The following is an 18,410-nucleotide window of genomic DNA, read 5'->3' on the forward strand; positions in this document are numbered from 1 at the left end:
CGAGAGGAGCCGCAGGACTCATGCCCACCACCTCGTCGCCCGCCGGTACCCGGCGCGCCGGACTCGCCGCCTTCCGCGATCCGGCGTCCGTGGCCGTCGTCGGGGCCTCGGCCAATCCATCGAAATGGGGATACTGGCTGGCCCGCGGCGCCCTCGCCGGCCGGGACCGGCGCACGGTGCATCTGGTCACCCGCGGCGGCGGCGAAATCCTCGGCGCTCCCACCGTGGCCTCGCTCGGTGATCTCCCCGAGGTCCCCGAACTGGTCGCGCTCTGCGTCCCCGCCGCGCAGCTGGACACCGTCGTCGACGAAGCCCTCGAGATGGGCGTACGCGGACTGCTCGGCATCACCGCCGCCGTCCAGGACGAACAGCGGCTCGCCGCCAAGGTGGCCGCCGCCGGTGCCAGGATGATCGGCCCGAGCAGCCTCGGCCTGTTCGACGCCGCCACCTCGCTGCACATCGCCTGGGGCGACTTCACCGCCGGGGGACTGGCCGTGGTCTCCCAGAGCGGACAGGTGGGCAGTGAGATCGCCCTGCTCTCCCGCCGCTCCGGCCTGGGGATATCCCGTTTCGTCTCGGTCGGCAGCCAGCTCGACGTCACCATGGCCGACCTCCTGGAAGACCTCGCCGACCACGACCTCACCCGCGCGGTCGGGGTCTACCTGGAGAGCTTCCACGAGGGCGGACGGGTCTTCGACGCCCTCCGGGCGCTGCGCGCGGCAGGCAAACCGGTCGTCCTGCTCGCCGCCGGTGACAGCGAGGCCGGAGCGCGCGCGGCACGCTCCCACACCAGCGCCCTCACCTCACCGATGGAACTCGTCGACGCCGCCTGCCGGGCCGCCGGTGCGCTGCGCGTCCCCACCCCCACGGCGCTGGTGGACGTGGCCGCGCACCTCCTGAGCGCCTCGCTGCCCACCGGGCCGCGCGTCGCCATCGTCAGCGACAGCGGGGGACAGGGTGCCCTCGCCGCCGACCGGGCCACCCGGCAGGGGCTGACCGTCCCGGAGCTGAGCGGACCGCTCACCACGGAGCTGGCCCGTCGGCTGCCGGACGGCGCCGCCACCGCCAACCCGGTCGACCTCGCCGGTGGCGGCGAGCGCGACCTCACCAGCTACCGCGATGTGGTCGCGGCCCTCCTCGGCTCCGGCGATGTCGACAGCGTCCTGCTCACCGGCTACTTCGGCACCTACGGCCTGGACAGCCCGCCCCTGGCCGCCGCCGAGGCCCGGGTGGCACGGGAAGTCGGCGAGCTGGCCCGGCAGTACGGACGGCCACTGATCGTCCACTCCATGGGCGCCCACAGCGACACCGCCGCCGAGCTGCGCGCCGCCGGTGTCCCCGTCTACGCCACCATCGACGCCGCCACCAGCGCGCTGGCCGGGGCCCACACCCTGCACCAGTACCCCGGGCGGCCCCCGCGGGGCACCGCGGGCGACGGCCTCGCCACGCCCCGCGGCTTCTGGGCCACCCGAGCCCTGCTGAGCGAGTCCGGTATCGCCTTCCCCGCGGCGCACCGGGTCCATGACGCGCGGCAGCTCGAAGCCGCCGCCGCGCGGCTCCGCCCGCCCTACGTCCTCAAGGCCTCCTGGCTGGAGCACAAGAGCGAAGCGGGCGGTGTGGTGACCGGTCTCCAGGACGCCACCGGCGCTCTGCGCGCGTTCACGGCGATGCACACGCGGCTCGGCGACGGCCCGTATGTGCTGGAGGAACAGGATGTCCGCCCCGATGTGGTCGAAGTGATCGTCGGCGCCCGCCACGACGCCCGGCTCGGGCCGATGGTCATGGTCGGCGCGGGCGGCACCGAGGCCGAGCTGCACCGCGACGTGGTCACCGAATGCGCGCCGGTCGACCCCGAGCAGGCACGGGCGATGATCCAGCGACTGCGCTGCGCCCCGCTGCTCGCGGGCTGGCGCGGGCGGCCCGCCACCGATATCGCGGCGCTGGCCCGGGCGGTCGCCGCCGTCTCCCGGCTCATCGCCCAACTCGACGGCCAGCAGGTGGAGTTGGAGATCAATCCACTGCGGGTCGCCCCCGACGGCGCCATCGCCGTCGACGCCCTGCTCCTTTCGGCGGACCACGACCCGGCGGACCCCGATCCGGCGAGCCCCGACCCGGTGGCCCCTGACCCGGTGGCCCCCGATCCGGCAGCCCGCGACACCAGCACCGACAGCCCGGCCCCCCTCGGCACGGCCCCCGACACCAAGGGAAACCCATGAGTCACCAGATACAGGCCGACGAATTCACCGGCCGCACAGCACTGGTCACCGGCGGCGGATCAGGCATCGGCCGGGCCATCGCACAGCGCTGGGCCGCGGGCGGCGGCCATGTCACCGTCCTCGGCCGCCGCGAGGAAGCGCTGCGGGAGACCGTCGCCCTGATCGAGGCGGCGGGGGGCAGCGCCGACGCGGTGAGCTGCGACGTCCGCGACGCCGCCGCGGTGGACGCCGCCGTGGATCAGGTGGCGGAGCGCCACGGCCGACTCGACGCCCTGGTCAACAACGCCGCGGGCAACTTCGTCGTCCCCGCCGAGGAGCTCTCCCCGGGCGGCTGGAAGGCCGTGGTGGACATCGTGCTCAACGGCACCTTCCACTGCACCCGCGCCGCCGCCCGCCATATGCTCCCGGCCGGTCGCGGCGCCGTGCTCAACGTCATCGCCAGCTACGCCTGGCACGGCCATCCGGGCACCGTGCACAGCGCCGCCGCCAAGGGCGGTGTCCTCGCCATGACCCGCACCCTCGCGGTGGAATGGGGCGGCCGCGGCGTCCGGCTCAACTGCATCGCCCCCGGCCCGACCGAGACCGACGGAGCCTCCGCCGCCCTGTGGCCGACCGAGACCGCCCGGGCCCGGGTGAGGGGCAGTGTGCCGGCCGACCGGTTCACCACCCCGGAGGAAGTGGCCGAGACCGCGGCCTTCCTCATCAGCGACCGCGCGGCCTACGTCACCGGCGATGTCCTCGTCGTGGACGGCGGCCAGTGGCTCGGCAAGGCCATCTACACCACGGAGCAGGACCGCTCATGACCGATCAGCTCACCGGCGGACAGGCCCTGGTCGCCGCACTCGAAGCACACGGGACGGACACCGTCTTCGGCATCCCGGGCACCCACAACCTGCCCGTCTACGCCGCCCTCGCCGCCTCGTCGATCCGCCATATCCTGCCGCGCCATGAGCAGGGGGCGGGCTTCGCCGCCGACGGCTGGGCCCGGGTCACCGGGCGGCCCGGGGTGTGCGTCACCACCACCGGGCCCGCCGTCCTCAACGCCGCGACCGCGGCCGCCCAGTCCTACTCCGACTCCATCCCCGTCCTGCTGGTCTCCCCGGGGCTGCCGCTCGGCCACCCCGGCCGTGGTAACGGCTATCTGCACGAGGTCAAGGACCAGCGCGCGGCCCTCGACGCCATCGTGGCCTACAGCCACCGGGTCACCAGCGTGGCGGAAATCCCGCTGGCCGTGGCACACGCCTTCGCCGCCATGACGGCCGGACGGCCACGCCCCGTACACCTGGAGATCCCGCTCGATCTGCTGGACGCCTCCGCACCGGTCGAGGTGGCCGTGCCGACACCGGTGGCCCCGGTGACGGCCGGACGGGCCCAGATCGCGGCCGCCACCACGGCGCTGGTCGCCGCACGGCGCCCCGTGATCATCGCCGGAGGCGGCAGCAGCGGCGCCGCCCACTCCCTGCGCCAGGTGGCGGAACGGCTCGGGGCGCCGGTGGTCACCACCGCGAACGGAAAGGGCGTCTTCCCGGACGGCCACCCGCTGGCCATCGGCGCCGGACTGCACCACACCGCCGTACGCGAGCTGGTGGCCGACAGCGATGTGGTGCTCGCCGTCGGCACCGAACTCGCCCCGGCCGACCTGTGGTTCGGCCCGTTCGACATCCCCGGCGCCCTCATCCGCGTCGATATCGACCCGCAGGCGCTCACCACCAACGCCCTGCCCGACATCGGACTCGTCGCCGACGCGGCGGACGCCCTCAAGGCCATCGGCACCCGGCTCGAGGCGGCCCGTACCACCGGCCCCGCGGACCCCGAACGCGCCGCCCGCACACGCCGGGAGTTCACCGCCGCTGCCCGTGCCGAGGGGGCCGACTACCTCGGTCTCACCGCGGCGCTCGGCCAGGTCCTGGGGCGCGAGGGCATCCTCGCCGGGGACTCCGCGATGGCCTGCTACTACGGCGCGCTGTCCAATCTGCCCGCGTACCACCCGCGTTCGTTCCTCTATCCCACCGGACTGGGCACCCTCGGCTACGGACTGCCCGCCGCCATCGGCGCCAAGCTGGCCCGCCCGGACGCTCCGGTGGTCGCCCTCCACGGGGACGGCGGCCTGATGTTCACCGTCCAGGAGCTGGCCACCGCCGCCCAGCTGCGGCTGCCGCTGCCCGTGGTCGTGTGGGACAACGGCGGCTACGGCGAGATCCGCAACGAGATGGCCGACCGCGACGACCCCGTCCACGCGGTGGATCTGCCCACCCTCGACTTCCCGGCGCTGGCCCGTTCGATGGGCTGCCACGGCGTGCGGGCCGAGGACAGCGCACAGCTGGCCACCGCGCTGGAAACCGGGCTCGCCGCCGACCGCCCCACCCTCATCCACCTGCCAGGAGGAACACCGTGAACGCCCTGACCGAACCGTGGCCGCTGACCGACGAGCAGCGCGCGATCATCGACCTGTGCCGCGACTTCGCCCGTAACGAGATCCGCCCGCGCGCCCGCGAGGTGGACGAGGCCGATGTGGTCACCCCCGTCGACATCTGGCAGAAGGCCGCCCAGGTCGGCATCACCGACTTCATGCTGCCCACGGAGGTCGGCGGCGGTGGCTTCACCGATGTCTTCACCCAGTGTCTGGTCCAGGAAGAGCTGTGCTTCGGCGACCCCGGCATCGGCAATCTGCTCTGCTCCAACGGCTTCTTCGCCGACCCCGTCCTCGAACTGGGCACCGAGGAACAGCAGAAGAAGTGGCTCGGCCCGCTGGTGGGCCCCAAGGCCCCGATGACCGCGCTGGCCACCACCGAACCCGGCTCCGGCTCCGACGCCGCGTCGATCAAGACCACGGCCCGCCGTACCGGCGGCGGCTATGTGCTCAACGGCCAGAAGGCGTGGATCTCCAACGCCGGGTCGGCCAGGTCCTTCGTGGTGTTCGCCAAGACCGACCCGAGCCAGCGGTCCAAGGGTGTCTCGGCGTTCCTCCTGGACGCCGACACCCCCGGACTCAGCGTCGGTGAGCCGATGCGGAAGATGGGCCAGCGCGCCATCGTCTGCCGCGAGGTGTTCTTCTCCGATGTCGAGGTCGCCGAGGAGAACCGGCTGGGCGACGAGGGCCAGGGTTTCCGCGGCCTCATGCGGACGTTCGACATCTCCCGCATCGTGCTGGGCGCGGCGGCCGTCGGCGCCGCACGCGCGGCGTACGAGTACGCCCGCGACTACGCCCGTACCCGCATCCAGTTCGACAAGCCCATCATCGAGCACCAGGCCGTCGCCTTCCGTCTCGCCGATATGGCCGCCCGGATCGAGGCGTCCCGGCTGCTGGTGCTGAGCGCCGCCCGCGCGGTGGACGCCGGAGCGGCGGTCACCGGACCGGCCGCCATCGCCAAGCTGACCGCCTCCGAGACCTCGATGTTCTGCACCTGGGCCGCCGTGCAGACGCTCGGCGGCTGGGGGTACTCCCGCGAATACCCGGTGGAGCAGTGGATGCGCGACGCCAAGCTGGAGGAGATCGAGGAGGGCACCTCGGACATCATGCGCCTGGTCATCTCCCGCAACCTCCCCTGACCTGCCCACCTGACCCCCACGAACGAGACTGGAAAGAGGCCGAGGACATGGCACACGAGGTACGAGGCGTGGTCGCACGCGCCAAGGGCGAACCCGTCCGGCTCGAGACGATCCTGGTACCCGACCCCGGACCCGGTGAAGCCCTGGTGAAGGTGCAGGCGTGCGGTGTCTGCCACACCGATCTGCACTACCGCGAGGGCGGGATCAACGACGACTTCCCCTTCCTTCTCGGCCACGAGGCCGCCGGAACGGTCGAGGCGGTCGGCGAGGGCGTGACCGATCTCGCCCCCGGTGACTTCGTCATCCTCAACTGGCGCGCGGTGTGCGGCAATTGCCGGGCCTGCCGCCGTGGCCGCCCCTGGTACTGCTTCAACACCCACAACGCCGAGCAGAAGATGACCCTCGCCGACGGCACCGAGCTCTCCCCGGCCCTGGGGATCGGCGCCTTCGCCGAGAAGACCCTCGTGGCCGCCGGACAGTGCACCAAGGTCGATCCGGCCGCCGCGGCCACCGCCGCGGGGCTGCTCGGCTGTGGGGTGATGGCCGGTCTGGGCGCCGCCATCAACACCGGCGGGGTCACCCGCGGCGACTCGGTGGCCGTCATCGGATGCGGTGGTGTCGGTGCCGCGGCCATCTCGGGATCCGCCCTCGCCGGTGCGGCCCGCATCATCGCCGTCGACATCGACGACCGCAAACTCGACACCGCCCGTGGCCTCGGTGCCACCCACACCGTCAACTCCGCCACCACCGACGCCGTCGAAGCGATCCGCGACCTCACCGACGGCAACGGCGCGGACGTGGTCATCGACGCCGTCGGCCGCCCCCAGACCTATGAGCAGGCGTTCTACGCCCGTGATCTGGCCGGGACCGTCGTACTGGTGGGCGTGCCCACCCCGGAGATGAAGCTCGAGCTGCCGCTGCTCGATGTCTTCGGCCGTGGCGGTGCCCTCAAGTCGTCCTGGTACGGGGACTGTCTGCCGTCCCGCGACTTCCCCATGCTCATCGACCTGTACACCCAGGGCCGTCTGGACCTGGACGCCTTCGTCAGCGAGACCATCGGGCTCGACGAGGTGGAGAAGGCGTTCACCCGGATGCACCAGGGGGATGTGCTGCGCTCGGTGGTGGTCCTGTGAGTTCCCCCGTCCGTATCGACCACCTCGTCACCTCCGGCACCTTCAGCCTCGACGGCGGCACCTGGGAGGTGGACAACAACGTCTGGATCGTCGGCGACGACACCGAGGCACTGGTCATCGACCCCGCCCATGACGCCGATGCCGTGGTCCGGGCGCTCGGCGACCGCAGGCTCACCGCCATCGTGTGCACCCACGCCCATGACGACCACATCAACGCCGCCCCGGCGCTCGCCGTGCGCACCGGCGCCCCCATCCTGCTCCACCCCGATGACCTGCCGCTGTGGCGGCAGACCCATCCCGACCGGGCCCCGGACGGGGAGCTGGCCCACGGCCAGCGGCTCAACGTCGCCGGGATCGGCCTGACCGTGCTGCACACACCCGGCCATGCGCCGGGCGCGGTCTGCCTCTACGCGCCCGACCTGGACACCGTGTTCACCGGGGACACCCTCTTCCAGGGCGGCCCCGGCGCCACCGGCCGGTCCTTCTCCGACTTCCCGACCATCGTCGACTCGATCAAGCACCGGTTGCTGCCCCTGCCCCCGGGGACCACGGTCCGTACCGGGCACGGGGATTCCACGACCATCGACGCCGAAGCACCGCATCTGGAGGAGTGGATCGCCCGCGGTCACTGAGGTGGTGGCGTGGGCCGCGGGGCGGTGGTATTCACCGCCCCGCCTCGACACCCGGCAGGCCCAGCCGCGCCAGCCGCCCCGCGGCCCCGGTGAGCGCGGAGAGCACCACCGGCAGGTCCAGGGGCGGCGCGGCCTCGTTCCACACCGCGCCGTAGCGGCACATCGGGGCGTCCTCCAGCTCGAGCGCGATCAGCCCCAAGAGCGGGTGGGCCGTGTAGGAGACCGGCCGGAGCATCACCATCGCTCCGGCCGTGAGCCGTGCGTGGGCCACGCTGAGCCAGGTCTCGTGGATCATCGGCACCGCGCCCACGGACGAGGCCAGGGCGTGCACCGCGTGCCAGTACCCCGGATGGCTCGACCGCGGCCACGTCAGCCACTCGTACGCGGTCAGCTCCGCCAGCCGTACCCGCCCCCGGGACGCGAGCGGATGGTCGGGGCCCACCACGGCGCACCAGGGCTCGCCGCCCACCACCTGCTGGGCCAGCCCGTCCACCCCGGACTCCAGCTCCAGGCCCACCCCCAGATGCACCCGCCCGTCGGCCACCGCGGCCCGCAGACCCATCTCGGTGTGTTCCTCGGTGCGCAGACACACCGCCGGATCCCCGCCGTCGAGCAGACCGGCGGCGTACGGCAACAGCCAGTACGCGGCCGTCGGCGTATGGCCCACCCGTACCGTCCGGCGGCCGCCCTGTGTCCCCAGCTCGCGGGCGGCGCTGATGGCATCGTCCAGCGCCTGGAGCGCCGGACGTACCCGGTCCTGCAACTCACGTCCGGCCGCCGTCAGTTGGACGTTCCGTGTGGTGCGCCGGAACAGCTCCGTGCCCAGTGCGTGTTCCAGCGCCCGCACCTGGGAGGAGACCGCCTGCTGGGTGAGGTACAGCCGTGCCCCGGCCCGGGTGAAGCTCATCTCCTGCGCCACCGTCAGAAACGACCTGAGCCGGCGTATGTCGATCAGGTCGGCATCCGGTGTCCCGTCGCCCATACCTTTCCCTTCTCTGACATACCGCCGGTGACCAGTGGTACGGAACCGTGGGATCGCGGCACAGCGACCGGCGATCTCCGCGTCTCGGACCAAGCGTGACGTCGGTCGGGGTCCCTCACCACCACCTTGTCGCAATCGGACAACAACCTCGCGGCGCGGCCCCCGGCTTCGCGCCGCGGACCACGCTGAGTAGGCGGTCGGCGTCACACCGTAGGTACTCCCGGATCCGTGAACGTGGGCCGCCTCCTGAATTGCGCGGCCCGGCGGCCGACGGGATGCTTGAGGTGTCAGCCCTGCGGCGTGCGCTCACCCGTCGGGCCGCTGACGGGTGCCTGGGCGCCGGCGCACCACCAGGAGATCGCCATGGACGCCGGAACACTCGAAACGATGCGGACCACGCTGCGCGGACCGGTCATCGGCCCGCGGGACGGCGCGTACACCCGGACCCGCCAGGTGTACAACGCCATGATCGACCGGCACCCCGCCGCGTTCGTGCCCTGCGCGGACGCCGCCGACGTCATGGCCGCCGTCACCTTCATCCGCGACAACGGACTGGAACTCGCCGTCCGGGGCGGTGGTCACAGCGGACCGGGCCTCTGTCTGGTGGACGACGGCGTCACCATCGACCTGTCGCCGATGAACTGGGTCCGTGTCGACCCGGACGCCAGGACAGCGCAGGTCGGCGGGGGCACTCACCTCGGCGACCTCGACCACGCCACCCACCCCTTCGGTCTGGCCACTCCCACCGGCATCATCTCCATGACCGGGGTCGGCGGTCTGACCCTCGGTGGTGGCCACGGCTACCTCACCCGCAAGTACGGCCTCACCGCGGACAACCTGCTGTCCGCGGACGTCGTGCTGGCCGACGGCAGCTTCGTCACAGCCGATGAGACCGAACACCCGGACCTGTTCTGGGCGCTTCGCGGGGGCGGTGGCAACTTCGGCGTCGTGACCTCCTTCACCTACCGGCTCCACCCCGTGGACACGGTCGGGGTGGCCATCACGGTCTGGCCGGTCGACCGCACCCGCTCCGTTCTCACCTGGTACCGCGAGTTCCTGCCGCAGGCGCCGGATGACGTGTACGGCTTCTTCACGCTCTTCTCCATCCCGCCCGGGCCGCCGTTCCCCGAGGAGATCCACGGACGGAAGATGTGTGGCGTCGTGTGGTGCCACACCGGCGGCCTTGACCACCTCGAGGAGGCGCTCAGGTCGGTGCGGGAGCCCGGCCCCCCGGCCTTCCACTTCACGTCACCGATGCCCTATCCCGCGTTGCAGAGCATGCTCGACCCGGTGATCCCGAGCGGGTACCAGTGGTACTGGCGCGGCGACTTCTTCGACGCGATCCCGGATGCCGCCGTGGAGGTGCACCAGAAGTACGGCGAGAACCTCCCCACTCCGCTCTCCCTGATGCACCTCTATCCGGTCGACGCCGCCGCCCACCGGCCGGGTCCGGACGACACGGCCTGGAGCTACCGCGACGCCGTCTGGTCCGGTGTCTTCGCCGGTGTCGACCCCGATCCCGCCAACGCCGGGGCCATCAGGCAGTGGTGTGTGGACTACTGGGAGGAGACGCACCCGTACTCCATGGGCGGTTCGTATGTGAACTTCATGGGCACGGGCGAGGGCCAGGAGCGGGTCCGCGCCACCTACCGCGGTCACTACGACCGCCTCGCCCGGATCAAACGCGCGTACGACCCCGACAACCTCTTCCACGCCAACCAGAACATCGAGCCGGCCACGAAGCCTCCTGACGGGGTCAGCTCCGGGGCATGAGCTCCACCACGACCGGGATGACCTTTGCGCCTTTGCGCCTTTTGCGCCTGAGCCCTGCGACAGGGAGACGCGCGTCACATCCATCCATGTCACAGCCTGCCGAGCTGTTTCGTCCAAGAGGTGTAGCCATCGACAACCACACAGGAGCACACACCATGGAAGCTCGGCTGAACATCATGGCCAGCCCGGTCGCGGCCAAGGCCATTGGGCACCTCGTCGCCGCGAGCAAGGCGCTCGCGGACTCGACACTGCCGGCCGCCACCCGCGAACTGGTGATGCTCCGCGCCAGTCAGATCAACGGCTGCGCCGGATGCATCGATATGCACACCAAGGAGGCCGCCCACGCCGGCGAGAGCTCGGTACGCCTCCACCTGGTCGCCGCCTGGCGGGAGGCGACGGTGTTCACCGAGGCCGAGCGCGCCGCCCTGGACCTGGCCGAGCAGGGCACCCGCATCGCCGACGCGGCGGGCGGGGTCAGCGACGAGGTCTGGGCGAACGCCGTCAAGCACTACGACGAGGACCAGCTCGCCGCCTTGGTGGCCCAGATCGCCCTCATCAACGCCTTCAACCGCGGAAACGTCATCACCCAGCAGCCCGCCGGCGACTACCGGGTGGGCCAGATCCACTGAGGGGACGGCCGTGGCAGCCGGCGCCGTCCGGCGGTCCGGCGGATCCCGGTCCGACGATCCGGACCGGGACGACGCGGGTCTCCTCGTTCAGCCCGGCGCGAGCCGGTGCGCCTCACCTCCGGTCACGGGGGTACCGGAGGTGAGGGGGTGCAGCACCTGGGCGAGGACCTCGGCCCCGCGCACCACACGCGGCCCCGGCCGGTTGAAGTACGCGGGGCCGTCCACCACCCACACCTCACCCGCGCGGACAGCGGGCAGTTCGTCCCAGCCGGGCAGCCGGAACAGCGACTCCCGCTCGGCCTCGGTGCGTGGGGGGCTGAAACCACACGGCATCAGTACGATGACCTCCGGCCGCGCGGCCCGCACCGTCTCCCAGTCCACCGGTGCGGTGTGCTCGCCCGCGGCCGCGAGCAGCGGTTCGCCACCGGCGTACCGGATCTGCTCGGGAACCCAGTGGCCCGCGGGCCACACCGGGTCCAGCCACTCGATGGCGGCCACCCGGGGGCGCGGGCGCCCCGCCGTTGCCCGCGCCACCGCGGCCAGCCGGTCCCGCAGCGCACGACAGCGCTCCTCCGCGACCTCACCGGCACCCAGCTCCCGCCCGACCCGGAGCAGGCAGTCCAGGACGTCGTCCAGGGTGCGCGGCTCCAGGCTGAGCACCCGCGGACCGCCGTCGAGTACCCGCAGTGCCCGCGACACGGTGTCGTAGGAGACGGCGCACACGTCGCACAGGTCCTGGGTGAGCACCACATCCGGGGCGAGCCCCGCGAGCGCCTCGGTGTCCAGGGTGTACAGCGACGAGCCCCGATGGGTGGCGCCGCCGACCGCGTCGGAGATCTCACGGCTCGTCATGCCGTCGGTGGGCAGCGCGGACGCCGTGACCACCGGAATCCGGCCGACCTCGCCCTCGGGCCAGTCGCATTCATGGGTACGGCCCACCAGGCTCGGGAGCAGACCGAGCTCGGCCACGATGTCGGTGGCGGCCGGGAGCAGGGAGACGATGCGCATGCTCCGAGCCTACGAGCACGGCCGTGCCGGTCGGCTCATGTGCTGTCGGCCGCCGGAGATCCGTACGCCGCCACCGCTTCGGTGTCGACACCGATCGGCGGATGCGACGACGCTCCGCCCAGCGAGCCGAGCGGGCTGTCCCGGCCGGGCAGCGGGCGGGCGAAGAACGCTGCGTCCTCGGCGGCGATGGGGTCCGGTGCGGATCCCCGCGACACCACCACCGGGGCGCTGTTCGGGCACACCTCGGCACAGGCACCGCAGTCGATGCATTCGCCGGGATGGATGTAGAGCTTGCGGTGACCCTCGTAGATGCAGTCCACCGGGCACACCTCCACGCAGGAGCCGTCCATCTCGTCGACGCAGCTCTCACCGATCGCGTAGGGCATCGCGGGCCTCCTTCTCCTCCGTGTTGTCCGACTGCCGCGTGTGGGCCGTCCGTTGGTCGCCGTCCGTGGAGTGTCCGGGGAAGAGATCGGCCAAGGGGTCGAGCCGTACGGCCGCGTTCGCCACCGCCGTGGCGGCCTCGCCGAAGCCCACGGACATCAGCCTGACCTTGCCCGGGTACTCGGTGATGTCCCCCGCGGCGAAGACCCCTGTAACGGTGGTGGCCATCCGGCTGTTCACCACGATCCTCCGGTCCACGATGTCCAGGCCCCAGCTCTCCAGCGGTCCGAGGTTGGCGGTGAAACCGAGCGCGGCGATCACCGACTGGCAGGGGATCTCCTCCGTCCCGCCCGAGGCCCGGTCGATCAGACGCACCCCGTCGACCGTGGCCCCGCCGAGCACCGCCTCGATCTCCGTGTTCGTCCGGATGTCCACGCCCGCCTCGGCCGCCGCGCGCACACCGGCCTGGTGGGCCCGGAACGCCGTACGCCGGTGCACCAGTGTGAGGTGCTTGGCGAGGGGCGCCAGCGCCAGGGCCCAGTCGACGGCGCTGTCGCCACCACCGGCCACCACCACCTCACGCCCCCGGTGCGCCTCCGGATCGGGGACGAAGAACTCCACGCCCCGGCCGGTGAAGTGCGCGGCGCCCGGCAGCGGCCGCGGCACGAACCTGCCGATGCCCGCGGTGATGACCACGGCGCCCGCCTCCACCCGTACGCCGCTCCGTGAGACGACCGCGATCCGGTCGCCGGGCGTGTGCCACAAGGTGTCCGCCTGCTGGTCGAGCAGGAGGCGGGGGCCGAACCGCGCGGCCTGACGGGCCAGTCCGTCGACGAGCTGCCGTCCGCGGACCGCGGGGAAACCGGCGACATCGTGAATCAGCTTCTCGGGATAGAGCGCGCTGATCTGGCCGCCCACCTCGGGGAGGGAGTCCATCACCGCCACGCTCAGTCCGCGGAATCCCGCGCAGTAGGCGGCGTAGAGGCCGACCGGCCCGGCCCCCACCACCAGGATGTCGACGGCCACCGTCCCGGCCGGGCCTTCCTTCGATGGCGCGGTGATCTGGGCGTCCACCGGTAAACACCTCCTCCTGCCCCGGGGGCATGTCGATCACATGGACTTGCCTTCGTTCCGCGGCGTCACTAAACTGACCGCCGGTCACAAATAACTTCTGATCGGGGTCACAGTGGCGGCGAACCCGAAGTCGTCTTCGGCGTCTGAACAGCCCCCCGTACGGCGGCGGGCGCGCGGGATCAAGACGCGTGAGCGCATTGTCGAGGTGGCCATGCGGCGTTTCGCCGACGAGGGCTACCACGGGACGCGAGTCGATCGCGTCGCCCAGGAGATCGGGATCTCGAAGGCTTCCGTCTTCCAGCATTTCGGGACCAAGGAAGAGCTGTTCATCTCCGCGTTCCGGAAGGCCGTCGAGACGTTTCCCGCCTATCTCGACGCCCCCGACGAGGTGCTGGCCGAGGGTTTCTTCGCCACCCTGGAGTACTGGCTGAACCGTACCGAGGGCTATATCCAGGACGACTGGGTGCCCTACCGGGTGGCCCTGCTCGGTTCACACGCCGTGGAGCTGTCGGTCAAGCGGGAGATCAATCGCTTCCTGGCGGAGGAAGACCCCTACGGGACCTTCGCCTTCGTGCGGTTCGGTGTCGAACGCGGCGAGGTCCGCGACGACATCGCCATCGACATGATCGTCGCCATGGTGGACTGGCTGGTGGAGCGGATCCAGGACGCGCTGGTCACCGAGGAGCTCGACCCCGGTCTGTTCCATCACCCCGGCCGCGCGGGCGAGACCACCACGGCCAGGATGGCCCAGTTCCTGGAGCTGGTCCGCAGCGCCATCGGCGTCCGCTGACGGGCCGGGCCGCCTCCGGAAGGGCCCGTCAGTCATCCCGCAGCCTCTCGTGGATATAGCGGCGGATGTCGAGGGAGTAATCCTCCATCGGGGCGTAGTAGCCGGAGGTGAACGGACGGGATCCCATTCCCCGCTGCACGCTCTCGCAGATCCGCCAGTCCTGGCGATTGACGAGGTCCCAGAAGTCCACCGCGTCGGACGCGTCGAACTCCGGGCGCTCCATCTCGGCCGGGTCGAAGAGGAAGTCACAGGTGATGACCGTGCGGTGCGGGCCGTCCGGCCACAGCAGGAACGCCGCGACATGGTCGGCGGAGCAGCTGATGAACATGTTCGGATAGACGAGTTCGCCCTTGTGGCGCTCCCGCTCCTCGGCCGACAGCTCCGGGAACGGGCGGCGGTTGCTGGTGCCGGAGAAGGTGAACGTCCACGCCCCTTCCCGGTGGGGCACGCCGTCCTCCCAGTCGAGCCCGGCGCCACCGTCCTCGCGGAACGCCGGGACCACTTCGCACAGTTCGGGATGGACCGGTCCGCAGTGGTAGCACTCGTTGTAGTTCTCCGCCACCACCTTCCAGTTGGCGGCCACGTCATAGGTGATCCGCCGGGCCGTCCGCAGCCGGTCCAGGGGGTAGCGGCGCAGGTTCTCGGGGATGGGGCCGAGCTGGTCCTCCAGGGAGCCCGCCTCCGCCGGTGAGAGGTTCACGAAGACGAAGCCGCCCCAGGTGGCGACCCCCACCTCGTGCAGGGACAGCTGATCGCGGCGGACACCGTGCCGCTCGTCGAGGAACCGCGCCTGGCGGAGCTCACCGCTGAGCGCGTAGGTCCATGCGTGATAGGGGCACACGATGGCTCCCCGGAAGCGGCCGCTGCGGCAGGGCGCCTCACCGTCGGTGGTCTCGGCCGCCGCGTCGGGGACCAGTTGGGCGCCGCGATGGCGGCACACGTTGTAGAAGCCTTTGAGGGATCCGTCCTTGTCCCTGACGACCAGGACGCTTTCGCCGACGACATCGACCTGGAGGTAGTCGCCGCGGTCCGGCAGCGATTCCTCCCGGCCCACGCAGAACCACTCGCGGGTGAAGATCCGCTCCCGTTCGCGCTGCCACGCGTCCGCCGAGAGGTAGGCGTCGCGGGGGAGTGTGCGCTCCATCGGTGTGTCTCCGCCGGTGTCCGGATCCGCGGTGGTGGCGGGGGCGGGGGAGGGGGTATCCGAGGTCGATGCGGCACTTTTGTAACCCATGGTCACCTCATTCTCCGGGGTGGACGGGCCCAGTGTAGACACAGATATTTCAAGATCGCACTAACTTTTACGACCCGAGGTCACTTAACTCGACACCCCATCGCGGCACGGTCCCGGGGGAAGGGATCTTGAAGATCACCGGAAACACGCGGGCGCGCACCGAACGCACACCGCTCAGGGGCGGCGGTGATGGGTGCCGGGGGTGCGGCCGAACGAGCGGCGGAAAACATCGATGAAGGCACTGGCCGACGCCCATCCGCAGCGATGCGCCACGGCTGTGACGGGCATGTCGTCGGCCAGCATGCGCAACGCGTGGTAGAGCCGCGACTGGGTGCGCCACTGCGGAAACGTCATGCCCAACTCGGCCCGGAACAGACGGCTGAGAGTGCGTTCGCCGACACCGGTCGCCGCGCCCAGGGCCGCGAGGGTACGAGGGTCGTCCGGATGGTCGTGGACGAGCGCGCACACGGCCACCAGGCGGGGATCGGAAGGGGCCGGCAGGTGTACGGGCTGCTGGGGAGAGGCGCGCAACTGGTCGCGCAGCACGGCTCGCAGACGGCGGCGTTCGGCACTGGTGTCATCGGGGGAGCGGGTGTAGGCGAGGATCAGCTCGCGCAGCAGCGGGCTGACGCTGAGCACGGTCGGGGCGTCCAGCCGGAGTGGGTTGTCGTCGGCGGGCAGGCCCACCAGATGCAGATCGAGCGTGCCATGGGCGCGGTGGGCGTGGACGGTCCCCGCCGGAACCCACAGGGCGCGGGTGCCGGGCGCGAACCAGGTGCCCGCGTCGGTGGTGACGGCCACCACGCCCGATCCCGCGTAGATGATCTGGTGGTCGTCGTGCCGGTGCGCGTCGATGCCCTCCCCGGCGGCCAGCGTCCGGGCGCGGGTCGGGGCCTTCGGCGTATGGCGGATATCCGGCATCGACTGGCACTTTATCGGAAGCGGGACACACCGCCACCGGCCCACGATCGAAGGGTGCCCACATCCAAGACCCCACCACGCCACCGGTCCGTCACGCTGCTGTCCGTCGGGCACGGCTGCGTGGACATCTACCAGGGAGCGGTGGCCGCGCTGGTGCCGTTCTTCGTCTCCGAACGGGCCTACACCTACGCCGCGGCCTCCGCTGTCGTGCTCGCCGCCACTCTGCTGTCGTCGGTGGTGCAGCCGCTGTTCGGAGTGTTCACCGACCGCTGGGCACTGCCCTGGCTGCTTCCGGTGAGCACACTGGCGGCCGGTGCGGGCGTGGCTCTGAGCGGACTGGGCGGCTCCTACCCGCTCACCCTCCTCGCCGTCGCGGTGACCGGTATCGGTGTCGCCGCCTACCACCCCGAGGCGGCGCGCGTGGCCCGCGAGGTCAGTCACGGCAGCCACACCGCGATGAGCTGGTTCTCCCTCGGCGGCAACATCGGCTTCGCCCTCGCCCCGCTGCTGGTCTCCGCCGTCGTGGCCACGGCCGGACTGCGCGCCTCGCCGCTGTTGGCCGTGCCCGCCCTCGTCGGCGCCGTGCTGTGCGCGACGGCACTGCGGTCCACGCGCACCTCCGCCACCGCCGCGGCCGCCACCCGCGCGGCCACGGCCGCCGGCCGTGACGACTGGGCGTCCTTCACCAGGCTCACCGGCGCCATCGTGTGCCGTTCGATCGTCTTCGTCGGCCTGAGCACCTTCCTCTCGCTCTACGTCCACCAGCGCACCGGCGCGGGCAGCGCCGCCGGCACCGCGGCCCTCTTCGTGCTCTACCTCGGCGGTGCGGTGGGCACCGTGGCCGGAGGCAGGCTCGCCGCCCGCTATCGACGCGTCACGGTCGTACGGTGGGCCTACGCCCTGACCGTCCTCGCCGTCGCCGGAGTGGTGTTCGTCCCCGGTCCGCCGCTCTACGTCTTCGTGGCGCTCACCTCGGCCGGTCTGTACGTGCCCTTCTCCCTCCATGTCACGCTCGGCCAGGACTACTTGCCACGGCGGGTGGGAACGGCCAGCGGGGTCACCCTCGGCCTCGCCGTGAGCGTCGGTGGTATCGCGAGCCCGGCCATCGGTGCCCTCGCGGACGCCACATCGCTGCACACCGCGCTGATGCCGCTCATCGCCTTCCCCGCCGTCGGCTGGCTCCTGCTGCGCACACTGTCCGAGCCCGGCACACCGCGGGCGGCGGCGCCACCGACGCCGGACGGCGCGCGCCCCACGCCCGCCGCGGACACCGGCCACCGCCCCTGAGAGCCCGGCCTCGGGGTGTCCGGCGCCCCGCCGCCCGTGGGGGCGGACTGAGTAGCCGTCCGAGTACTTTCGCTCAGGCTCCGGCCCGGCCACTGTTGGATACTGATCCCATGACAACGGCCCCACACGACGGCACCCTGCCCGCCCCACCCGCCACCGGACCACTGCCTCCGCACCCCCCGGCCCCGCCGCGCAACCGGCGGACCACGGTGGCCGGTGTCCTCGTGGCGCTCCTCGTGCTGGCCGCCGGGGCGGGTACGACCTGGTGGCTGACGCGTGATGAGGACGGCTCGCCCCTGGCCGGGCGGCCCCGGGTCACGGACCGCGCGGCGGGTCTCTCGTACGCGGTCCCCCAGGGCTGGAAGCGGGAAAGCAAGGACCTGATCGGCGCCTTCACCTCGTCCATCACCCGGCGCCCCGCCGAGGACACCGCGGGGACCGGGGGCAGCACCGAGGACGACGGCAGTGTGGTGCTGGCCGGACGTGGCGGGCCCGTACCGCACTCCACGCTGCGGCGGCGGGCGGAGGGCGCGGCGCGCTCGAACGCGGAGTTCTTCTACCCGGACGGCAGTTCGACCTTGAAGGAGTCACGGGCGGTCGAGGTGGGCGGCCGTCCCGCGCACACGGTGGCGTTGGCCGTGCGCGACGCCGACGGCGGCACCGAGAAGCGGCTGCGGCTGACGCTGGTCTCGGTACGCGACGACCGTTCCGCCTTCCTCCTCGGCGTCGCCCAGTCGCCCGAGAAGGCGGCGCGGCAGGAGGTGGACTCGGTGCTGGAGAACGCCACCGTGCTGTGAC

General features: G+C 71.9%; 17 protein-coding genes. 11 read left to right on the forward strand and 6 right to left on the reverse strand.

Features of this window, described 5'->3' with window-relative positions:
* The first annotated feature begins 20 nt into the window (after positions 1–20).
* From AB0C66_RS28660 to AB0C66_RS28685, 6 genes are read left to right on the forward strand one after another with little or no spacing between them, the layout of a single operon-like run.
* A complete protein-coding gene (locus tag AB0C66_RS28660) occupies positions 21–2,216 on the forward strand; it encodes an acetate--CoA ligase family protein (protein WP_362444704.1) in 2,196 nt (731 codons plus the stop codon).
* Positions 2,213–3,019 (forward strand): SDR family oxidoreductase, encoded by an 807-nt coding sequence (locus AB0C66_RS28665; protein ID WP_362444707.1) that lies wholly within the window; start codon positions 2,213–2,215, stop codon positions 3,017–3,019. The genes AB0C66_RS28660 and AB0C66_RS28665 overlap by 4 nt, the downstream gene beginning before the upstream one ends.
* Positions 3,016–4,611 (forward strand): 5-guanidino-2-oxopentanoate decarboxylase, encoded by a 1,596-nt coding sequence (locus tag AB0C66_RS28670; RefSeq protein WP_362444710.1) that lies wholly within the window; start codon positions 3,016–3,018, stop codon positions 4,609–4,611. Before AB0C66_RS28665 ends, AB0C66_RS28670 begins: the two co-directional genes overlap by 4 nt.
* Complete coding sequence (locus AB0C66_RS28675) at positions 4,608–5,765, forward strand: acyl-CoA dehydrogenase family protein (protein WP_362444713.1); 1,158 nt, start codon at positions 4,608–4,610, stop codon at positions 5,763–5,765. The genes AB0C66_RS28670 and AB0C66_RS28675 overlap by 4 nt, the downstream gene beginning before the upstream one ends.
* A 47-nt stretch (positions 5,766–5,812) precedes the next feature.
* On the forward strand, positions 5,813–6,898 hold the full coding sequence (locus AB0C66_RS28680; RefSeq protein ID WP_362444716.1) for an S-(hydroxymethyl)mycothiol dehydrogenase: 1,086 nt from the start codon (positions 5,813–5,815) through the stop codon (positions 6,896–6,898).
* Positions 6,895–7,530 carry an MBL fold metallo-hydrolase gene (locus AB0C66_RS28685; protein WP_362444719.1) on the forward strand — a complete coding sequence of 212 codons (636 nt, stop codon included), beginning with the start codon at positions 6,895–6,897 and terminating at the stop codon, positions 7,528–7,530. Before AB0C66_RS28680 ends, AB0C66_RS28685 begins: the two co-directional genes overlap by 4 nt.
* A 31-nt stretch (positions 7,531–7,561) precedes the next feature.
* Here AB0C66_RS28685 and AB0C66_RS28690 read toward each other — a convergent pair whose 3' ends face one another.
* On the reverse strand, positions 7,562–8,512 hold the full coding sequence (locus tag AB0C66_RS28690; RefSeq protein ID WP_362444722.1) for a LysR family transcriptional regulator: 951 nt from the start codon (positions 8,510–8,512) through the stop codon (positions 7,562–7,564).
* Positions 8,513–8,875: 363 nt separating this feature from the next.
* Between AB0C66_RS28690 and AB0C66_RS28695 the strand changes: the two genes are divergently transcribed.
* Both AB0C66_RS28695 and AB0C66_RS28700 read left to right on the forward strand, forming a co-directional pair.
* Positions 8,876–10,285 (forward strand): FAD-binding oxidoreductase, encoded by a 1,410-nt coding sequence (locus AB0C66_RS28695; RefSeq protein WP_362444725.1) that lies wholly within the window; start codon positions 8,876–8,878, stop codon positions 10,283–10,285.
* Positions 10,286–10,440: 155 nt separating this feature from the next.
* Positions 10,441–10,914, forward strand: a complete 474-nt coding sequence (locus AB0C66_RS28700; protein ID WP_362444728.1) for a carboxymuconolactone decarboxylase family protein — start codon at positions 10,441–10,443, stop codon at positions 10,912–10,914.
* 87 nt (positions 10,915–11,001) lie between these two features.
* Here the strand turns inward: AB0C66_RS28700 and AB0C66_RS28705 are convergent, their stop codons facing one another.
* The 3 genes from AB0C66_RS28705 to AB0C66_RS28715 are packed head-to-tail and all read right to left on the reverse strand — an operon-like array spanning position 11,002 to position 13,380.
* Positions 11,002–11,922, reverse strand: a complete 921-nt coding sequence (locus tag AB0C66_RS28705) for a cobalamin-binding protein (RefSeq protein WP_362444731.1) — start codon at positions 11,920–11,922, stop codon at positions 11,002–11,004.
* 35 nt (positions 11,923–11,957) lie between these two features.
* Positions 11,958–12,308, reverse strand: coding sequence for a ferredoxin family protein (locus tag AB0C66_RS28710; RefSeq protein WP_362444734.1), 351 nt, complete (start codon positions 12,306–12,308; stop codon positions 11,958–11,960).
* On the reverse strand, positions 12,289–13,380 hold the full coding sequence (locus AB0C66_RS28715; protein WP_362444737.1) for an NAD(P)/FAD-dependent oxidoreductase: 1,092 nt from the start codon (positions 13,378–13,380) through the stop codon (positions 12,289–12,291). The genes AB0C66_RS28710 and AB0C66_RS28715 overlap by 20 nt, the downstream gene beginning before the upstream one ends.
* A 205-nt stretch (positions 13,381–13,585) precedes the next feature.
* On the opposite strand from AB0C66_RS28715, the gene AB0C66_RS28720 reads away from it, so the two are divergent.
* A complete protein-coding gene (locus AB0C66_RS28720; RefSeq protein ID WP_362444740.1) occupies positions 13,586–14,170 on the forward strand; it encodes a helix-turn-helix domain-containing protein in 585 nt (194 codons plus the stop codon).
* 28 nt (positions 14,171–14,198) lie between these two features.
* Here the strand turns inward: AB0C66_RS28720 and AB0C66_RS28725 are convergent, their stop codons facing one another.
* Both AB0C66_RS28725 and AB0C66_RS28730 read right to left on the reverse strand, forming a co-directional pair.
* A complete protein-coding gene (locus AB0C66_RS28725) occupies positions 14,199–15,314 on the reverse strand; it encodes an aromatic ring-hydroxylating dioxygenase subunit alpha (protein ID WP_362444743.1) in 1,116 nt (371 codons plus the stop codon).
* 264 nt (positions 15,315–15,578) lie between these two features.
* Positions 15,579–16,325, reverse strand: a complete 747-nt coding sequence (locus AB0C66_RS28730) for a helix-turn-helix transcriptional regulator (RefSeq protein WP_362444746.1) — start codon at positions 16,323–16,325, stop codon at positions 15,579–15,581.
* A gap of 54 nt (positions 16,326–16,379) precedes the next feature.
* Between AB0C66_RS28730 and AB0C66_RS28735 the strand changes: the two genes are divergently transcribed.
* Together AB0C66_RS28735 and AB0C66_RS28740 are read left to right on the forward strand one after the other, a co-directional pair.
* A complete protein-coding gene (locus AB0C66_RS28735) occupies positions 16,380–17,612 on the forward strand; it encodes an MFS transporter (protein WP_362444749.1) in 1,233 nt (410 codons plus the stop codon).
* A gap of 110 nt (positions 17,613–17,722) precedes the next feature.
* Complete coding sequence (locus tag AB0C66_RS28740; RefSeq protein ID WP_362444752.1) at positions 17,723–18,409, forward strand: hypothetical protein; 687 nt, start codon at positions 17,723–17,725, stop codon at positions 18,407–18,409.
* Position 18,410: the final 1 nt, after the last annotated feature.

The organism is Streptomyces sp. NPDC048636 (assembly GCF_040650655.1).
GTDB lineage: Bacteria > Actinomycetota > Actinomycetes > Streptomycetales > Streptomycetaceae > Streptomyces.